The 20110-nt window shown below is 36.5% G+C and carries 12 protein-coding genes and 3 pseudogenes; 7 read left to right on the plus strand and 8 right to left on the minus strand.

Annotated elements, in window-relative coordinates:
* From ACYH9I_RS05605 to sohB, 3 genes are all read right to left on the minus strand, one after another.
* Positions 1 to 1596: a bifunctional aspartate transaminase/aspartate 4-decarboxylase gene (locus ACYH9I_RS05605; protein WP_483559526.1), complete on the minus strand. Its 1596-nt coding sequence runs from the start codon at positions 1594 to 1596 to the stop codon at positions 1 to 3.
* 29 nt (positions 1597 to 1625) lie between these two features.
* Positions 1626 to 3326, minus strand: a complete 1701-nt coding sequence (gene aspT, locus ACYH9I_RS05610; protein WP_483559528.1) for an aspartate-alanine antiporter — start codon at positions 3324 to 3326, stop codon at positions 1626 to 1628.
* Between the two features lie 285 nt (positions 3327 to 3611).
* Positions 3612 to 4721 (minus strand): protease SohB, encoded by a 1110-nt coding sequence (gene sohB, locus ACYH9I_RS05615; protein ID WP_483559530.1) that lies wholly within the window; start codon positions 4719 to 4721, stop codon positions 3612 to 3614.
* A gap of 140 nt (positions 4722 to 4861) precedes the next feature.
* On the opposite strand from sohB, the gene ACYH9I_RS05620 reads away from it, so the two are divergent.
* A complete protein-coding gene (locus tag ACYH9I_RS05620) occupies positions 4862 to 6574 on the plus strand; it encodes a formate--tetrahydrofolate ligase (RefSeq protein WP_483559532.1) in 1713 nt (570 codons plus the stop codon).
* Positions 6575 to 6600: 26 nt separating this feature from the next.
* Positions 6601 to 6987 (plus strand): annotated as a pseudogene (locus ACYH9I_RS05625) (RnfABCDGE type electron transport complex subunit B); the annotation flags it as partial.
* A gap of 37 nt (positions 6988 to 7024) precedes the next feature.
* Here the strand turns inward: ACYH9I_RS05625 and typA are convergent.
* The gene (gene typA / locus ACYH9I_RS05630; protein ID WP_483559534.1) at positions 7025 to 8851 is read right to left on the minus strand and encodes a ribosome-dependent GTPase TypA; all 1827 of its coding nucleotides are present in this window, start codon (positions 8849 to 8851) and stop codon (positions 7025 to 7027) included.
* Between the two features lie 165 nt (positions 8852 to 9016).
* Positions 9017 to 9550, minus strand: a complete 534-nt coding sequence (gene hemG / locus ACYH9I_RS05635; protein WP_483559536.1) for a menaquinone-dependent protoporphyrinogen IX dehydrogenase — start codon at positions 9548 to 9550, stop codon at positions 9017 to 9019.
* A 142-nt stretch (positions 9551 to 9692) separates the two neighbouring features.
* Here hemG and glmU point away from each other — a divergent pair, with 142 nt between their 5' ends.
* From glmU to ACYH9I_RS05650, 3 genes are all read left to right on the plus strand, one after another.
* On the plus strand, positions 9693 to 11078 hold the full coding sequence (gene glmU, locus ACYH9I_RS05640; protein WP_483559538.1) for a bifunctional UDP-N-acetylglucosamine diphosphorylase/glucosamine-1-phosphate N-acetyltransferase GlmU: 1386 nt from the start codon (positions 9693 to 9695) through the stop codon (positions 11076 to 11078).
* Positions 11079 to 11081: 3 nt separating this feature from the next.
* On the plus strand, positions 11082 to 12914 hold the full coding sequence (glmS, locus tag ACYH9I_RS05645) for a glutamine--fructose-6-phosphate transaminase (isomerizing) (RefSeq protein ID WP_483559540.1): 1833 nt from the start codon (positions 11082 to 11084) through the stop codon (positions 12912 to 12914).
* 491 nt (positions 12915 to 13405) lie between these two features.
* Positions 13406 to 13741, plus strand: coding sequence for a hypothetical protein (locus ACYH9I_RS05650; RefSeq protein WP_483559541.1), 336 nt, complete (start codon positions 13406 to 13408; stop codon positions 13739 to 13741).
* Positions 13742 to 14305: 564 nt separating this feature from the next.
* On the opposite strand, the gene ACYH9I_RS05655 is transcribed toward ACYH9I_RS05650, so the two are convergent.
* Positions 14306 to 15058 carry a hypothetical protein gene (locus ACYH9I_RS05655; protein ID WP_483559543.1) on the minus strand — a complete coding sequence of 251 codons (753 nt, stop codon included), beginning with the start codon at positions 15056 to 15058 and terminating at the stop codon, positions 14306 to 14308.
* A gap of 197 nt (positions 15059 to 15255) precedes the next feature.
* On the opposite strand from ACYH9I_RS05655, the gene rlmKL reads away from it, so the two are divergent.
* Positions 15256 to 17376 carry a bifunctional 23S rRNA (guanine(2069)-N(7))-methyltransferase RlmK/23S rRNA (guanine(2445)-N(2))-methyltransferase RlmL gene (gene rlmKL / locus ACYH9I_RS05660; RefSeq protein WP_483559545.1) on the plus strand — a complete coding sequence of 707 codons (2121 nt, stop codon included), beginning with the start codon at positions 15256 to 15258 and terminating at the stop codon, positions 17374 to 17376.
* 110 nt (positions 17377 to 17486) lie between these two features.
* Here rlmKL and ACYH9I_RS05665 read toward each other — a convergent pair whose 3' ends face one another.
* The gene (locus ACYH9I_RS05665) at positions 17487 to 19034 is read right to left on the minus strand and encodes a hypothetical protein (protein WP_483559546.1); all 1548 of its coding nucleotides are present in this window, start codon (positions 19032 to 19034) and stop codon (positions 17487 to 17489) included.
* 300 nt (positions 19035 to 19334) lie between these two features.
* Positions 19335 to 19589: pseudogene (locus ACYH9I_RS05670) on the minus strand (universal stress protein); the annotation flags it as partial.
* Here ACYH9I_RS05670 and ACYH9I_RS05675 point away from each other — a divergent pair.
* Positions 19587 to 20072, plus strand: a pseudogene (locus ACYH9I_RS05675) (RsmD family RNA methyltransferase); the annotation flags it as partial. The pseudogenes ACYH9I_RS05670 and ACYH9I_RS05675 sit on opposite strands and share 3 nt — an antisense overlap.
* Positions 20073 to 20110 lie beyond the last annotated feature (38 nt).

Genomic DNA, 20110 nt, shown 5'->3' on the forward strand with positions numbered 1-20110 from the left:
CTATTTATTTTTTGCTTTATATTCCGCATAATATTCCTCGGCCAATTTGCGCATTGATAAGCCAATTGCAGCATATTGATATTCATTTAAGTTTGCTAACGAGGCGCGAGCAGAAGGATGCTGTACAGCAAATCCTTTGCCTGGTAATAATACAACACCAGCTTCATCAGCAATTCTGAATAACATTTCAGATGGATTTTTATTTTTGAGGATCCATTTAGCAAATTTATCGTCATATAATTCTCGGCAAATATGTTCAAGATCCACTAGCGTATAGTAATCTACACTATTTTCATCTGTTTGATGTTTAAGACCTAAATGTTGATAAAGTGATGCTGCACGGCGTCGGATTAGTGATTTTAAAGCGGTTTTATAACTTTGATCGCTATCCATCATTTCGCATAATGCAAATAAAACCATTTGTACTTGTTGTGGTGTTGAAAGACCCGCTGTATGGTTTAGTGCAACCGCACGACTATCAGCCACTAATCGATCAATAAATTTTAGATTTTCTGGATCAGTAACAATTGAGCTATAGCGTTTATTTAAGATCTGTTTGGTTTTACTTGGTAACGCTTTAATCGTTTTGTCGATGACATTATCGCGTGCAGTGGCAATAACACCTAAACGCCAACCAGTCGCACCAAAATATTTCGAAAATGAATAAACTAAAATGGTATTTTTTGGGCATATCGCAAATAAAGATTGGAAGTCATCGGCAAATGTACCATAAACATCATCGGTCAAAATAATCAATTCAGGACGTTTTTGAACGATATCTGCAATAATTTTTAGACTTTTATCATCAATTTTAACTGATGGCGGGTTAGATGGATTAACAACGAAAAAGGCTTTAATTGCTGGGTCTTCTAATTTACGCAATTCTGACTCAGGATACTGCCAATTTGCATTAGGATCAGAATTGATTAACACTTCAACTAGTTGATAGTCATTGAGTTCGGGAATTTCAAGATAAGGCGTGAATATTGGCGCACCAATGGCAATTTTATCGCCTTTTTGGATTAAGCCATTTTCTTTCATTGAATTAAAAATATAAGCCATGGCGGCTGTGCCACCTTCAACGGCAAATAAATCGATATTATCACGATCCAGATATTGAGCGCCCATTTGTTGTAAAATATAGGCTTTAACCACATCTTCACTAAAATGTAACATTCTGTCAGGTACTGGGTAATTACATCCCAAAATACCTTCTACCATCTCTTGTAAAAAGGCATTCTCGTCCAACCCAAGTTGGTCACGAATATAAGAAAAAGCCTTACCTAAAAAGGCAACTCCCGGAGTGTTATAGTTTTGACAAATAAAATGCTCAAAGCGTCCTGTTAATCCAGCTTTGATTGGCATGCCACCAACACCTTCATTTAAATATGAAAATGACATTTCGGATTCTTGAGTTGCAAACACACCTAGTTGAAAAAAAGCTTGTCGAGGCCAAGTGGCAAGAAAGTTGGGATTACCTCTTCCTGCATTTAACATTACGCGATCAGTATGACTTTGTGCCAGTTTAATTAAGTTATCTTTTAACTCAAAAGGACTTAAATTAGCGTATTGGCTGTATTGTGTATTGTTTTTCATACATTTGTATCCTTAATTTGATATATCAATTAAACAAAAGCAACAACTAATGGGCCTAATAAAGTTAGGAAAACATTAGCTAAAGCATAAGTAATAGCAAAAGAGTTAGTTGGTGTTGAATTACCAGCTTTATTGAGCACCTCACCAAAAGCAGGATTAGCACTACGTGATCCAGCTAAAGCACCCGCAAATACCGCTACATTTTTATAACCAAGCACATATTTGCCAAAATAGATAGCAAGCAACATGGGTAATAAGGTCACAACCACACCAATTAGAAATAGAGATAAACCTTGTTCTTTAATAGTATTAATTGCTTGAAGACCAGAACTGAGCCCCACAACCGCTACAAAACCAGCTAAGCCAAAGTCTTTTAAAAGTTGCACGGCACCAGTTGGAATATTACCGATAGTTTGATGAAGAGAGCGATACCAACCAAATAATAAACCAGATAAAAGTGCACCACCACCTGCGCCTAATGTAATAGGAATATCGCTAACACGAATCACAATTAAACCAATAATAAGCCCAACAACAAGTCCTAACCCATGAAATATCCAGTCAGTTTTTTCACTTTTAGTAATTGGGGCACCGATTTTATCAACAACTCGACGAAGATCACCATCAGCACCATAAATGGTAATTACATCGCCCAGTTTTAAATAAATATCATTATTAAGAGGCAAAGGTTGACCGTCGCGATGAATAGCTACAAGATAGATACCATGTTTTAGTTTCATGACTTCGTCTGAAGCGAGCACTTGCGTAAGATTTTGTCCCACATACTTGTTGTTTCGCATTTCAACATCTAGCTTGTTCATCACAACATCCATACCTGATGCTGAATTAACTTCGGTACCAAGTAGATCATGCGCCTGAATCATTGCATCACGGTGACCAACAACCAGAATGATATCTTTTGACTTTAATACTGTTTCAGGCGTTGCTTCAATAATGTTATTACCACGCTTGATACGCTCAATACTGATGCCATTAACCGTTTGTTCAACATGTGCAACCGTTTGATTGATCTTATTTGTAATACGGTATAAACGACCACTAATATCTGATAAAGCTAAATTTTGATCAGCACCCAACAAAAGTGAACCATGAAGCTGTTCAGCCTGCGCTTTAATTGCATCATCGGCAATATCTTTACCCATGATTTTGGGCAAAATGTTGACACACACAATAATGGCACCTAGAGAACCAAATATATAAGTCACCGCATAACCAATGGTGACATTTGCTTGCATTTTGCTTAACTCTTCTGCGCTTAAACCAAGTTGACTTAAAGCATCAGAAGCTGTACCCATAATAGCTGATTGTGTCAATCCACCCGCAGCCAATCCTGCGGCAAGCCCTTTATCCAAATTAAATATTTTGGCTAATACGATAACAGTCACAAAACTTGCTACCGCAATAAATAATGCTAAAAAGATTTCGCGTAATGTTTTAACACCCAGAGAGCGGAAAAACTGAGGACCACTTTCATAACCTACAGCATAAATAAATAGAGCAAAAAGAACTGCTTTAACGCCAGCGTCAATAGTCACACCAAAAACACTTAACGCAACGGCAACGAGTAACGAACCGGCAACTCCACCAAGTTGGAATTTCCCCATCCGTATGCCACCAATCAAATAACCTAAACTTAACGATAAAAATAATAAAATTTCGGGAGAGTGTTTAAGCCCATCTAAAATCCAGTTTGAAAGCCATTGAAACATAGTAATTGTCCTCAAGCGTAATGATGTTTGAATAGAAAAAGATATGTAATAGAATGGAGCCATATCCACCAATTTGTATGAATATAGTTTTATATTAAATCGCAATTAGATTAATAGATATTCAGTTTTAACAATTAATGACATCGTTAGAAGGTGATATATAATGATTATTAACGTTAACGGAAATACACAAAAAATTAATTTATAAATAAATTTTTGAAATTCGCCAATCGCAACAATATCAAGATAAAATGGTGCGCAAAGTAAAAATTATAAAAGGGCTGTTCACAGCCCATTTCCGTGTCTAAAAAACACTTTTTCAAAACTCTTTATTACATTTTTCGAAATTTTTTCTGATAATTTTTGTCGACGTTGATAACTAACAGCGATAATTTTATGTGTTTTTAAGTGAGATAAAATAAAGTCATCACTAGTGCTAATTTCGTCAACTAAGCCTTTATCTTTGGCTTGCGTTGCAAACCAGTGCTCGCCAGTGGCAACTTGTTCGATATCCACGTTTGGACGATACTCTTTAACAAAATCTTTAAATAAAATATGAGTTTCTTCTAATTCCTGTTTGAATTTTTGGCGACCTTCTTCGGTGTTTTCGCCAAACATGGTTAACGTACGTTTATATGCACCTGCTGTTTGTAACTCAATATCCACATCATGTTTTTTAAGTAAGCGATTAAAGTTAGGAATTTGTGCAACCACACCAATAGACCCCACAATGGCAAATGGCGCTGCCACAATTTTGTTAGCGGTACATGCCATCATATACCCACCACTTGCCGCAACTTTATCAACAACTGCGGTAAAAGGAATATCACGCTGTCTAAACCGTAATAGCTGGGATGCAGCAAGCCCATAGCCATGGACTACCCCGCCAGGGCTTTCAAGCTTAACCACAACTTTATCCTCTGGTTTAATAACAGCCAATACAGCGGTAATTTCTTGACGTAATTCTTCAACTTCATGCGCATCCATACTGCCGTTGAAAGACAATACAAACAATTTTGGTTTTGCTTGCTGGTCTGTATTACTTTCTGCTAGCTGCGTTGTATTATCTAGCGTTGACTGTTCGTCAGAGTTTTCTTGCTTTTTAACTTGTTTCTTTTTTTGTTTAGCCGCTAATTTTGCTTGTTTCTTTTCAAGTTTTTTCTGTTTTTTAAGATCTTTCATAAACAGCTTAGCTTCTAGTTCGTCCATACTTGACATTAACATATCATCTTTAACTTGCTCATATTCTTGACTAATGTCTTTAACTGACAAACGCCCTGCCACTGTTGCCGACTTACGGCGTTGGCTTAATATAAAAATAAGTATCGCTAAAATTGCAATAACAACTGTTGCTGTTTCAGCTAAAAAAAGTGAATACTCAGAAAACCAATTCATTTAACTATTTTCCTTTTATTGAATGTATTGAGTTATTATAACAAGATAATTGTGACTTGTGCCTAAAATCAATAAAGATAAAATTGTCGCTTTATTCGGCTATTTAAATTATTTATACTGATAGTCCAATTTATTGTTAGATGAGAACTAATATGCCTTTACGCCCAATTACTGAAATCGCTAAACAATGCAACATTCCAGAAGAATTTGTCCTGCCTTATGGCAAACACGTGGCAAAAATCGATTTATCCATTCTTAAAGCCAACCAAAGCAAACCTAACGGCAAATTGGTGTTAGTTACCGCTATCACGCCAACTCCACTTGGTGAGGGTAAAACGGTGAATACTATCGGGCTAAGTGAAGGCTTAAATTATATTGGTAAAACAGCCATTGCTTGTATCCGTCAACCAAGTTTAGGCCCTGTATTTGGTGTAAAAGGTGGTGCTGCTGGCGGTGGTCAAGCCGAAGTATTACCAATGGAAACTTTAAATCTACATTTAACTGGTGATATTCACGCTATTACCGCCGCCCATGATTTGGCATCAGCCGCATTAGATTCGCGCCTTTATCATGAAGAACGATTGGGCGATGAATTTACCGCACAAACGGGCTTGCCGCGTCTTAATATCGATGTAAATCGCATTGTGTGGAAACGCGTGATGGATCATAATGATCGTGCACTTCGTAAGATTACTGTTGGTGTCGGTGGTGGTGTTAATGGTATTACACGTCAAGATGGCTTTGAGATTACCGCAGCGTCAGAACTTATGGCAATTTTAGCATTAGCCTCAGATTTACACGATATGCGAGCGCGTATTGGGCGCATTATTTTAGCTTATAATACTCAAGGCGAAGCGATTACTGCAGAACAACTTGAAGTTGCGGGCGCTATGACAGTGTTACTTAAAAATGCGATTAATCCAAACCTGATGCAAACAGTTGAAAATACGCCGGTACTTATTCATGCAGGGCCTTTTGCTAATATTGCCCATGGCAACTCATCAGTCATTGCCGATCGCATTGCTTTACAACTTGCCGATTATGTCGTAACCGAAGCTGGTTTTGGCTCAGATATGGGCATGGAAAAATTCTTTAATATTAAATATCGCCAAGCAGGAATAAAAGCCTCGTGTGTAGTGCTTGTTGCAACGGTTCGTAGCTTAAAATCTAACAGCGGTAAATATAATATCAAACCCGGACAAGCGATTCCAAAAGAAATCTCAGACTCTAATGTGGAGCTGCTTGAAATTGGTGCGGCTAATTTAGCGTGGCATATCAACAATGCTAAAAGTTATGGGCTACAAGTGATTGTTGCTATTAACCGCTTTCCACACGACAGTGAAGAAGAACTAGCCTTTTTACAAAAATATGCCATTGAGCATGGGGCGTTTGCTTGTGAAGTGAGTGAAGTTTTCACTCAAGGCGGTAAAGGCGCAGAAAAACTGGCTGAGCATGTTATCAAAGCATGTGATATGCCAAGTGAGATCAAATTACCTTATCCTGACAACATGTCACTTGCTGATAAAATCCAAACTATGGTAAAAAAATACGGTGCCAACAAAGCTAATTTATCAGCACAAGCACTGGAAAATATCAAAGAGATCGAAGCATTAAAACTCGATCATTTGCCTCTTTGTATTGCTAAAACCCCCATGTCAATTAGTGCTGATGCCAATCTAAAAAATGTCCCTACCGATTTTGATGTTGATATTAGTCACTTAGCGATATCTGCTGGTGCTGGTTTTATTCGTGTTTATGCTGGTAATGTAATGACCATGCCAGGACTAGGCACCAATCCAGCTTATAGACAAATTGATATTGACAAAGATGGTAATATTGTAGGTTTAAGTTAATGCAAGAAGTGATTATGCAAACCCAACAACAATATAAAGCATTTATTGACGAAGAAAACTGTATTGGCTGTGGCAAGTGCATCCGTGTTTGCCCAACTGATGCCATTGTCGGTAGCAAACAAGTATTGCACACAATACTGCCACAGTTATGTACTTCGTGTAGTAATTGTATCAATACTTGCCCAACAGACTGTATTACATTAAGTACGTTAGGCCGCGTATTGAATGAATCAGAAGAGTTAGCGCTAACTCAGAAAAAGCAACAGCGATTAGGCCATAATCAGTTAGTGCCACCAACAATTTTGTTTCCACGCACCATGCCGACGACAAACAAGATCAGCACCCCCACCGATCGTAAACAGTCAATAGCTGACGCCATTGCCAGAGTAAAAGCCAAAAAAAACCTCGCTTAATAGCGAGGTTTTCGTATTACGATAGCACTAATACTAATTAGTCTTTATTACCACTTCTAAACGCACGTTTACGGTCATTTTCAGTTAAATGACGTTTACGTAAACGGATAGATAATGGTGTCACTTCCACTAATTCATCATCATCAATAAACTCTAATGCTTGTTCTAATGACATTTTTATTGGTGGTGAAAGTGTTGTTGCTTCATCGGTACCCGATGCTCGCATATTGGTTAATTTTTTACCGGTTAGACAGTTAACGGTTAAATCGTTTGAGCGAGTATGAATACCAATAATTTGACCTTCATAAACTTCAGCACCATGACCTAGGAATAATTTACCACGATCTTGTAAGCCATATAGCGCATAAGCTAATGCTTTACCAGTACCATTTGAAATCATTACGCCATTATTACGTTGACCAATTTCGCCTGGACGAACATCATCGTAATGACTAAAGGTAGAATAAAGCAAACCGGTGCCTGAGGTCATGGTCATAAATTCAGTTCTAAAACCAATAAGCCCACGACTTGGAATGACATAATCTAAACGTACGCGACCTTTACCATCTGGTAGCATATTTGTTAAGTCACCTTTACGTAAACCAAGTGCTTCCATCACTGAACCTTGATGTTGTTCTTCAATATCAAGCGTAACTTGTTCGAATGGTTCTTGTTTTTTACCATCAATTTCTCTAAAGATAACTTTAGGACGAGAAACCCCTAGCTCATAACCTTCGCGGCGCATATTTTCGATGAGTACTGACAAATGCAATTCACCACGACCAGAGACTCTAAAGGCATCGGGATCTGGCGTTTCTTCGACACGAAGAGCAACATTATGGACAAGCTCTTTATTTAAACGCTCAAGAATTTGACGAGAAGTGACATATTTACCCTCTTTACCAGCAAATGGTGAGCTATTGACATTAAAGAACATGGTTACAGTTGGTTCATCAACGGTTAATGCAGGTAATGCTTCAACGCAGCTATTATCACAAATTGTATCGGAGATACCGAGTTCACCAAGACCTGTTAATGCAATAATATCGCCAGCTTCGGCAACTTCAGCTTCATAGCGTTGTAGTCCTAAATGGCCAAGAACTTGCCCTACTTTGCCAGTCCGTTTATTACCTTCACTATCAACGATAGTTACTTGTTGATTTGGTTTAACGCGACCACGTTTAATACGGCCAATACCAATAACACCAACATAATTATTATAATCAAGTTGAGAAATTTGCATTTGGAATGGTCCGTCTAAATCTACTTTTGGAGGCTCAACATATTTAACAATTGCTTCAAATAATGGCGTCATATCTTCAGCCATATTTTCATGCTCTAAACCTGCGATCCCCATTAATGCTGAAGCATAAACGATAGGGAAATCTAACTGTTCATCAGTAGCCCCTAAATTAACAAACAGATCGAACACTTGATCAACAACCCAATCAGGACGTGCACCTGGACGATCAACTTTATTGATAACTACAATCGGTTTTAAACCATAAGCAAATGCTTTTTGCGTTACAAAACGCGTTTGTGGCATTGGTCCATCCATTGCATCAACGAGCAATAGCACAGAATCAACCATAGACATAACACGTTCAACTTCACCACCAAAATCAGCATGTCCTGGGGTGTCAACGATATTAATTCGGTAACCATTCCAATCAATAGCGGTATTTTTAGCTAAAATGGTAATACCACGCTCTTTTTCAAGCGCATTAGAGTCCATGATACGTTCGTTATCGTCACCACGTAGATTATCTAACGTACCTGACTGTTTTAATAACTTATCAACCAAAGTCGTTTTACCATGGTCAACGTGAGCAATAATGGCAATATTTCTTAAATTTTCAATCACAATTAAAATTCCACTTAGAAGACAGATTCTATAGGCGCAGTATTGTACACCTTTTTAATAGAAATGTTGATCTATATCACAAAGTTTATTTAAAAGAACTTGAGCACTTGATAACTTTAAGAAAATATCGATTTACTTATAAAGAGATTTCATAATACTATGTGTTTAAGTATAAAATTGTTCGGCAAACTCATCTACCTTTGTCCAATCAGTATATTCAATCATCGGCTTTGTTACGTCAGTGTCCCCTTTTCCTAACCACATAATAAAGCGGATCATATTGCGATCAAACCAATTATATTGTGGATAATACAGCGCACCGGCAAAAACCGCAGTAAAAGTTGGCTTCCATGCTATTTTAGCTAAGAATTTTTTAGTGTATAAATTCGTTTCTGGCGTATTTTTATTCGGTTTTCTCGCCACCAAATTTACCCCAAAAAATCCAGACTTCATCTTATTTAATTGCTGATAATGCTTATCAATAAACGCTTTCATTACTTTGCTATAAAACCCATAACGAATCGAACAACCCAATAAAGCTGCTTGGTATTGAGTTAGATCGATTTTAGTATCGGGTAGCAGTTCAATAACATCGCAATCACATTTACCATTAAGTTGCGTTTTTATGCGTTGCATAATCTTAAATGTCTGATTTTCATGTGTAGTATAGAGTAATAAAACTTTCATCACGGAATTCATAACATTGCCTCCTTCTTTTTGTTAAACTCATTGGTAAATATCAACATTACTTTTTTTATGATAAAAATTAAAAGATTGGGGATGATTTCATTAAAAACTTTGATTATAGTATTAGGCTAATTTAACCAGACCGGAACTGATTATGGCAATTTCACCTCCAAAACTGAGTGCAATTATTTTGGCGGCAGGAAAAGGCACACGGATGTATTCCAACCTACCTAAAGTTTTACATAAAATCGGCGCCAAGCCGATGTTACAACATGTTATTGATACAGTTCAACAACTTAATACTAATCGCATCAATATTGTTTATGGCCATGGCAAAGAACAACTTGAAGAAACACTCAAGAATCAACATGTGCAGCTGGTTTACCAAGCTGAACAACTCGGTACTGGCCATGCTGTTCAACAAGCTATCCCTTATATTCAAGATGATGAAGATATCTTAATTTTATATGGTGACACACCCCTTATATCGGTTCAAACGCTACAAACTTTAATTACTAGCAAACCAAAACAAGGCATCGCGTTATTGACGGTAATACTTGATAATCCAACTGGATATGGACGCATTGAACGTCACAATGGCAAAGTCGTTGCCATTGTGGAACAAAAAGATGCTACTCCTGAGCAACAAAAAATCAATGAAATTAACACCGGTATCATGCTCGTTACTGGTAAATTATTGAAAAATTGGTTATCTCGTTTAACCAACAATAATGCGCAACAAGAGTTTTACTTAACCGACATTATTGCTTTTGCACACCAAGATGGTTATGACATATTAACCTCGCACCCAGTACAACCATTTGAAGTTGAAGGCGTCAATAATCGCCTGCAATTGGCAACATTAGAACGGCAATATCAATATCAACAAGCTCAACACTTATTACTCGCTGGTGTGACATTGCTTGATCCAAATCGCTTTGACTTACGAGGCACACTCTCGCACGGTAAAGATGTCACTATTGATTGTAATGTAATTATTGAAGGCAATGTCACACTAGGTAATAACGTAATTATTGGTGCGGGCTGTATCTTAAAAAATTGCACGATTGATGATAACTCAAATATCAGTCCGTATAGCATTATTGAAGATTCAACTATCGCTAAACAGTGTACTATCGGCCCCTTTGCTCGCCTACGACCTGGCTCACAACTTGACGAACAAGCCCATGTCGGCAATTTTGTTGAATTAAAAAAAGCACATCTGGGCAAAGCCACCAAAGCTGGGCACTTAAGCTACCTTGGCGACAGCGAAATTGGCAGTAATGTCAACATTGGTGCAGGCACTATCACTTGTAATTATGATGGCGCCAATAAATTTAAAACTATTATTGAAGATGATGTGTTTGTCGGTTCTGACACACAATTGATTGCACCAGTAAAAGTGGGTAAAGGCGCAACCATTGCAGCAGGCACAACCGTTACCAATAATGTAAATGATAACGAATTGGTCGTAAGTCGAGTTAAACAAAAACAACTTGCTGGTTGGAAACGACCTACAAAGTTAACTAACGAGGAATAAACTATGTGTGGAATCGTGGGAGCTATCGCCAAACGTGATGTTGCTGAAATATTATTGGAAGGTCTAAAACGATTAGAATATCGTGGTTATGACTCAGCAGGACTGGCAATTATTTCACCAGACGGCGAACTGCAACGCGTTCGCCGTGTTGGCAAAGTGCAAGCACTAAAAGATGCCATTGCAAAACATCCACTACAAGGAACTACCGGAATTGCGCATACTCGATGGGCAACCCATGGTGAACCAGTTGAACATAACGCCCACCCACATGTATCTGGCTTTATCGCTGTCGTGCATAATGGAATTATTGAAAATTTTGAACCATTGCGTGAAAAGCTGATCGCCAAAGGCTACCAATTCCGTTCAGAAACCGATACCGAGGTTATTGCCCACTTAATTCATGACATTATATCAACCGAAGATTGCTCCTTATTTGACGCCGTGCAAAAAGCTATCCCGCAACTACGAGGCGCTTATGGCACAGTCATTATGGACACGCGCAACCCAGAGATATTAGTTGCAACGCGCTCTGGCAGTCCTTTAGTTATTGGTTGTGGCGTAGGAGAAAACTTTATCGCATCAGATCAATTAGCGCTATTACCTGTCACCCGCCAATTTATCTATTTGGAAGAAGGTGATACCGCACTTATCACACACCGCACAGTGACAATCTTAGACAAGAATCATCATGAAGTAACAAGGCCATGTATAGAGTCTGATGCAAAATATGATGCGGGTAGCAAAGCAGGCTATAGCCACTATATGCAAAAAGAGATCTACGAACAACCTAATGCGATTAAAAATACCCTTGAAGGTCGTATGGCGCATGGTAAAGTGGATTTATCAGAACTGGGCGATAATGCAAAAAATATACTAAAGCAGGTTGAGCATGTGCAAATTGTTGCCTGTGGCACCGCTTATAATGCCGGTATGGTGGCGCGCTACTGGTTTGAAGCCTTAGCAGGTATACCATGCGATGTCGAAATTGCCTCAGAATTTCGTTACCGCAACCCCGCCCGTCGCAAAAACAGTCTATTTATTACTCTTTCACAATCAGGCGAAACCGCAGATACACTCGCAGCCTTGCGATTGGCGAAAGAAAACCATTACTTAAGTACCCTTGCCATCTGTAATGTAGCGGCATCCACACTCGTGCGTGAAGCCGATTTCGTTTTATTAACCAAAGCGGGGGTTGAAATTGGTGTTGCATCAACTAAAGCCTTTACCACACAATTAACGGTTTTATTGCTACTAGTTGCAAAATTAGGACGTTTAAATAATATGGCACAAAGCACCGAGCAAGCAATTGTCCACGCCTTACAAACCTTGCCAAACCGCATTGAACAAGTGCTTATGTCTGAACCACAAATTAAAAAATTAGCAGAGCAATTTGTTGATAAACATCATGCGTTATTCTTAGGAAGGGGCGATGAATATCCAATTGCTATGGAAGCCTCGTTAAAACTCAAAGAAATCTCTTACATCCACGCCGAAGCTTATGCTGCAGGTGAACTCAAACATGGCCCTCTTGCATTAATTGATGCGGATATGCCAGTGATTGTGATGGCACCAACCAACGAAATGCTAGAAAAACTAAAATCCAATATCGAAGAAGTGCGAGCGCGTGGCGGTCAACTGTATGTCTTTGCCGAGCAAGATGCGGGTTTTGTCAGTGATGACACCATGCACATCATCAATCTACCCCATATTGAAGAACTTACCGCACCAATCTACTACACAGTGCCCACACAGCTACTCGCATATCATGTTGCTTTAATCAAAGGCACTGATGTTGATCAGCCTCGTAATTTAGCAAAATCGGTTACCGTGGAGTAAGTTTGACTGTATTAAATACAATGCCATAATGATTTGTACAACAAATTACGCTACGTTTTTTGTTGTACTGTCAGGTGGGAATAGCCACAATTAGACTAACGTCAAAGTTTACCTATAAAAACTAGTTAAAAAACCATTTAAAAAACTGACTAAAGAGCAATTTGAATTCGATGCTAAAGTTAAACTTTTTCACCATGATTTTTTTTCTATGATTTTTATTTATATCATATAGACAACTTCTATTCACTTTTTTGGCGAGGCTCAGAAGATCAACAGTCATATAAACAAATAAATAAGTTATTATTAATTTTAAAATAATCAGTAATAGTTTATCATTATTTGAATATTTATAACGAAACTAAAAAGATAATGGATAAAGATGATAATAGTGATAACGATAATCGGCCTAATTATTAGTTATGTTAGCATATAGATGGTGCTGAATATTTAAAATATTACGATTATCATATTTAAGAAAAGGAATAGCACATATGATTATATTAATCTATATTGCATATTATTTTTTATCTCTTTTGCCTATTATTATTTCTTATCGATTTAGAAAATATACAATAAGCGATTACCAATATAATAAGCAATTGAATTGGAAAAAACGAGGAGCGCTAATTTTTAATTATATCGCTTTAATTTTTCAAATAATAGTTGCAGGTGAACTAAAAAGTAAATTAGAAAGCCTAGATAATTCTATTTTAGGCTATGAGCCTATTTTAGTTTCAGCATACATATTTCTTATTGTTTATACACTCTTTCCTATATCATGGTTAGAGAGTCCTAAATCTCACATAAAAAAGAAAAAATTTAAATAAAAAATTATTCAAGGTAAAAGGAGAAAGTGTTAAACGTGGTTATTTTGATTTTGATTTATATTTTATTTTATCTTGTTTCTATTCTACCTATTTTTGTTACTATTCGTTATAGGGGATATAGTAGAGTAGATTATATGGAAAATAAGCGTTTAAGATGGGAAAGGCGAATAATGTTATTTTTGTGTGTTATTATTGGATTTACTCATATTTTTATTCTTTGCGCTCACAAAACTATCATTAGTTATTCCTCTGAATATAAACCATTAGTTTTTTCTGCATTTGCGTTTTTTCTCTTTTATTCATTCTTTCCTTTATCATGGTTAGAAAAACCTAAATCTTATATAAAACAGAAAAAATCTAAATAAAAAATTATTCAAAGCGAAAAGAGTGATTCAAAAATAGGTAAATACACAAATTTATTTACGAGACCATTTTATGATTTGTTCTTCAGTGAATCGTTTTTCATAATGAGTTATCCTTGTTTGATTAATACTACTGGACATATCATTTAAATCATGGCGTTCATTTTTTTGGGGGGTGATGTTAACTTTTTAATTTTATTTATCACCAGTATTCTATTATTCTTGTTATATCACCTAAATCAATATTTCCATCTTTAATACAATGGCTTTTTGTCCAATCTCCATTTTCATTATGATCGGTGAAATAACACATTATTGTCTTATCTATTTTTGAGTTATTTTCATCTAAATAATGAGTTTGTATTGTTTTCTTCAGTTTATTATTATCATCATAAATAAACTCTATTTTTCTATTATAAAAAGCTTTAAGGATCTTTTTTTCCTCAGAAATAGATTTCAACATATTATTGTTTGTATAGAAAAATTGGTTTTTTGCATTAACATTTGCCCCATTTCCCATGGACATTACCAATCTTTTTTGTTCATCATAATTATACTGATAATGGAAATTAAAACTATTTAATGAAGAAGATTCAATAATATTTTCATCTTTATCAAGAGTTAATTTAATTTGAGTAAAAGGTTTATCATTCATATTCCATACAATAATATTTTTAACATAATCATAAAACAGTGTTGATTTGTATTTTTCGCTACCACTAAAAATAATTAAACCTCTATTATTTGATTCTATAACTAATTTTCCGTCTATAAATCTCATTGCATCTGAATAATCAATAGATGTATAAATATCTTGATGTTTTATTAGTTTGGAATGTGGTGCTATTTCTGGAATGTATAATGAAAGATAATTGTTATACACTTTAGTATCTACTTCAGCATATGAGTAACCACAAATAAAAATGCCTAATATTACTGATACTAAGTTTTTCATACTTATTAGTTTCCTATATCCATTATTTTCATATTAAAGTACGGTAGCGAATCATATTTAATTATACAATAAATTGATTAAAAAAATTTTTATATTTGAGCTACGTTCTAATTCTTCTGACTAAATTTAGCCTTTATTTCCCACTATTGCAATTAGTCGGTATAATGCCAGCAATTTTATTGTAAAGTGGATTATGCATGAAAACGCTATTTGCCAGCACATCTCGCGGGCTTGAAGAGTTATTAAAAAAAGAGTTAGAACAAATTGGTTCAACCAATTGTAAGATTACGCAAGGCGGTGTCTATTTTGATGCCAACGAAACAACTTTATATCAATCACTATTATGGTCACGTTTAGCATCGCGTATTTTATTGCCAATAGCCGAATTTGATATCTATAGCGATTTAGATCTGTATTCTTGCGTGTTCAATATTAAATGGACTGATATTTTTGCTGTCGATAACGCTTTTGTGATTAACTTTGTTGGTGTTAATGAGTTTATTCGTAATAGCCAATATGGTGCACTTAAGATCAAAGATGCCATTGTCGATCATTTTTTACGTCATACCAACCAACGACCCAATGTAGCAAAGCAAGACCCAGATATTCGGCTTCATGCTTATTTAAATAAAAACCATGTCACACTGTCTTTAGATTTAAGTGGTAATAGCTTACATGAGCGTGGTTATCGCCAGCAAACGGGGCAAGCACCATTAAAAGAGACCCTTGCTGCTGCCATTATTATGCGTTCAGGTTGGCAAAGTGATGAACCATTACTTGACCCAATGTGTGGTTCGGGCACGCTACTGATTGAAGCCGCTATGATTGCATCAAAAATCCCACCGGGATTACAACGCAAACAATGGGGATTTTTTGCTTGGAAAGGCTTTAATCCTACTTTGTGGAATTCGCTGTTATTTTCAGCTAAACAAAATGTTTGCAAACCCAATACCCCTTTTATTGGTTACGATAATAACCCAGCAGTACTTGAACGAGCCAAACAAAATGCCATCCAAGCAGGCGTGGGTGATTTAATTACGTTTTCGATGCAAGATGTAACGCAATTAAGTAATCCATTACTAGCACAAACAACCGGTATGATTATTAGTAATCCACCTTATGGCGAACGCTTAGAAAGTGAGCCTGCGCTTATTGCTTTGCATACGGCACTCGGTCAACAAATTAAACAAAATTTTGGTGGGTGGAAATTATCACTATTTAGCGGCGCACCACAATTATTAGATTGCTTACAAATGCGAGCAGATAGACAATTCAAAGCCAAAAATGGTCCACTGGACTGTATACAAAAAAATTATGTCATTGCTCAGCGTAACACTGAACATCCAATCAATAATCCAACGTTGCCAGCTGCTGACTTTGCAAATCGATTACGCAAAAATAAGCAAAAGTTAGAAAAATGGGCTGCTCAAGAACAGCTAGAATGCTATCGACTTTATGATGCGGATTTACCTGAATACAACGTTGCTATCGATCGTTATAAAGATAAAATAGTAATGCAAGAATATGCCGCACCTAAAAATATTGATCCACAAAAAACGCGCCAGCGACTTTTTGATATTATCAATGCAACCATGTCAGTACTTGAACTTACCGCCGATCAGCTAGTATTAAAAACGCGTGAAAAGCAAAAAGGTAAACAGCAATACCAAAAGCTTGGGCAAAAACAGGACTATTTTTTAGTACATGAATACCCAATTAATCAACGCAAAACCGCATTTTGGGTTAATGTGACCGATTATTTAGATACCGGCTTGTTTTTAGATCATCGCTTAGCACGAAAAATGATTGGTGAAATAAGTGCCGGCAAGGACTTTTTAAATCTATTTGCCTATACAGGTAGCGCAACAGTTTATGCTGGACTTGGCGGAGCAAAATCAACCACCACGGTCGATATGTCACGCACCTATTTGGAATGGGCTGATCGCAATTTAAAACAAAACGGTTTAACGGGTAAAAAACATCGATTAATTCAGGCAGACTGTTTGCTCTATTTATCTCAGGCTGATGAGCAATTCGATTTAATTTTTATCGATCCGCCTACATTTTCAAACTCGAAACGCATGCACGAAACCTTTGATGTTCAGCGTGATCACCTAAAATTGATGACCGATTTAAAACGCTTATTACGTCCTAATGGAACAATTATCTTTTCGAATAATAAACGTGGTTTTAAAATGGATAGTGTTGGTATGCAAAACCTAGATTTAACCTATCAAGAAATTACCCATAAAACGCTTTCGCTTGATTTTAAGCGTAACAAACAGATCCACTGTTGTTTTATTGTGAAACATCAATAAATGAAACCGCCTACATGGCGGTTGGTTTCACTTAAAAAAATAATAAAATCAATTATCTATCCAAATAATTTTTATACAATTTTTTATTGCGGGAAAACTACTTTTCAAGATTACGGAGAAATACAAAACGTCCTACCCGCTTTTTCTGTCATTGGCTTTGAAGATATCTGTGCCCACCCGTCAACTAAATAATAGTTATCATCTTTGTGATGATTGCTTACCCAAACCTGAGTATTTACACCCCAAGGAAGTTCCCATAGATTTCCAGCAGCTCCCCATTCAGCATAAAGTCCCCCTTTAAGTTGAACTTGAGGCGAAAAATTGTCAGAATCAGGAGGATATCCTTGATTCCAATCCAGTTCAGGATTTTTCATATTGGTTAACTCTGGTATAGTCGGAAGTCTATACCCTATACTTTCACAGAATTCTCTACTTTCTTCAAATGTTGGCTGATTGTAATTTGATTTAATAAGCCATTTACTGACTGTAAAACTATATATAGGTTTAGTTTTAGCTCTGTCTGCATAAATTATAAAAGTTGTAGGGGTGAAAGATATGTCTGATTGCCCTTCTTTGGGACCAAATAGTGTGATAGTAGCCTCATTAGGATATTCACCATAATAAGAACCTCGAGTATATTCATCATTAATAGTTAAACTAATATTTGAATTTGCAGGTTGTTTACTATAACTTAGTTCGCTATACAAGGCACCAGCAACGGTTAAAGTAAACTGTAATGAATCGCCGGCAATGGTTGGAAAGTTAGACGCAGGCTGCGTAATATTTTGTAGTAAAAATCCTCTTTTTCGTCCTTCATATAGATGAATATCGTTTGGATCGCTAACATCAATAGTACCAGATTTCCATTCATTTCCTATATGTTTAGCTGTTGCGGATTGATATACTGGAAATGCCCAACAGGCATAAGGGGTAGAAACTGTCGGTTTAACATATACAACAAATTTTCTCTCAAAAGACCATGGGTCATTCTTCCATACATTTTCAGGCACCCCAGAAGACTCAAATGGTACTCCAAATTCAGTCGCAATTGATGAGATACTAGACATTAAAATCAATCTATAGCTATAACGGCAAGGATCAATAGGATCACTACGTTTATAACCAAACTCAGGTTCAGTAATCCACCAATCGTCATTTTCTAGATGATCTCCGTTATCAGCTATGACTAGTGTTATCCTGCCGGCTCCTGACTTAATCTTGTCGCCATCATCATCAAAAAAATATTCGCTATTGTCGCGACTGTTAAATACTATTTCTTGCTCATGAAGTTCTGCCCAAATCGGAATTGGTTGATTTTTAGGCACAACCGAATCAATATCGGCAAACGTTTTGAACGACTCTGGTAATAAAATAGGATTTTGGAGTGACGAGGGATTATTTTCTGGGGTATATCGAAAAGTTTCATTACCCATTTTATAACTCATCCAAAGCGTATCTTCAGCGCTTGATATTTTGGTTCGTCCATCAAAACTTATATAAGGTGCGCCCCCCATAATAACATTAGCTGTTTTTGCAACATAGATAGGTTTTGTACTTAACGGATTTTCAGCATCTACCGAATCCAAGGCTTTTGCTGCATTGATATTAAAGGTTAACAACAAACAAATACCAATATATGATTTTATAAGGTAAGCCAAAAACTTTGCTATTTTTGAATCACTATTGAGAGATATATGAAAATTAGGAAAACTTAAACCAGATGTTTTTTCTGCTTGCTTGCTTGCTTGCTTGCTTGCTTGCTTGCTTGCTTGCTTGCTTGCTTGCTTGCTTGTAATTCTGACTATTTAAGAAGCAATTGTATTTTAACATACTTCTAAACCTCTACTGTTCCATCCTTATATTTTATATTCATTTTTATAATTTTATGCTTAAAATTATAACACATTAAGGAGAAATAGCAACCAAAATCGTACTCAAAATATAAGTAAGGCTAAAATCTATCTGACCACCAATACCGAAGTTTGAGCACCACGAACCACCCCAGCAGCATTCGATCCTAAAAGATGCGTTGAAATATTAGGACGACGTGAACCTAAAATAATTAAGTCTGGTTTGATTTCGTGAGCTAATGCAAGGATTTCATCTCTTGGATGACCAAATGCGATAGAAAACGATAAATGTTCATGCGGTAAATTAATCGAATCCATTAATTGATGAAGGTATTGTTCTGTTTGTACTGTTGCATGATCTTTTTAAACCTATTTGCCTATACAGGTAGCGCAACAGTTTATGCTGGACTTGGCGGAGCAAAATCAACCACCACGGTCGATATGTCACGCACCTATTTGGAATGGGCTGATCGCAATTTAAAACAAAACGGTTTAACGGGTAAAAAACATCGATTAATTCAGGCAGACTGTTTGCTCTATTTATCTCAGGCTGATGAGCAATTCGATTTAATTTTTATCGATCCGCCTACATTTTCAAACTCGAAACGCATGCACGAAACCTTTGATGTTCAGCGTGATCACCTAAAATTGATGACCGATTTAAAACGCTTATTACGTCCTAATGGAACAATTATCTTTTCGAATAATAAGCGTGGTTTTAAAATGGATAGTGTTGGTATGCAAAACCTAGGTTTAACCTATCAAGAAATTACCAATAAAACGCTATCGCTTGATTTTAAGCGCAATAAACAAATTCACTGCTGTTTTATTATAAAGCATCAATAAACAAAACCGCCAATAAGGCGGTTAATTTACACAAAAAA

The sequence above is a fragment of the Gilliamella sp. X-23 genome, assembly GCF_057063545.1.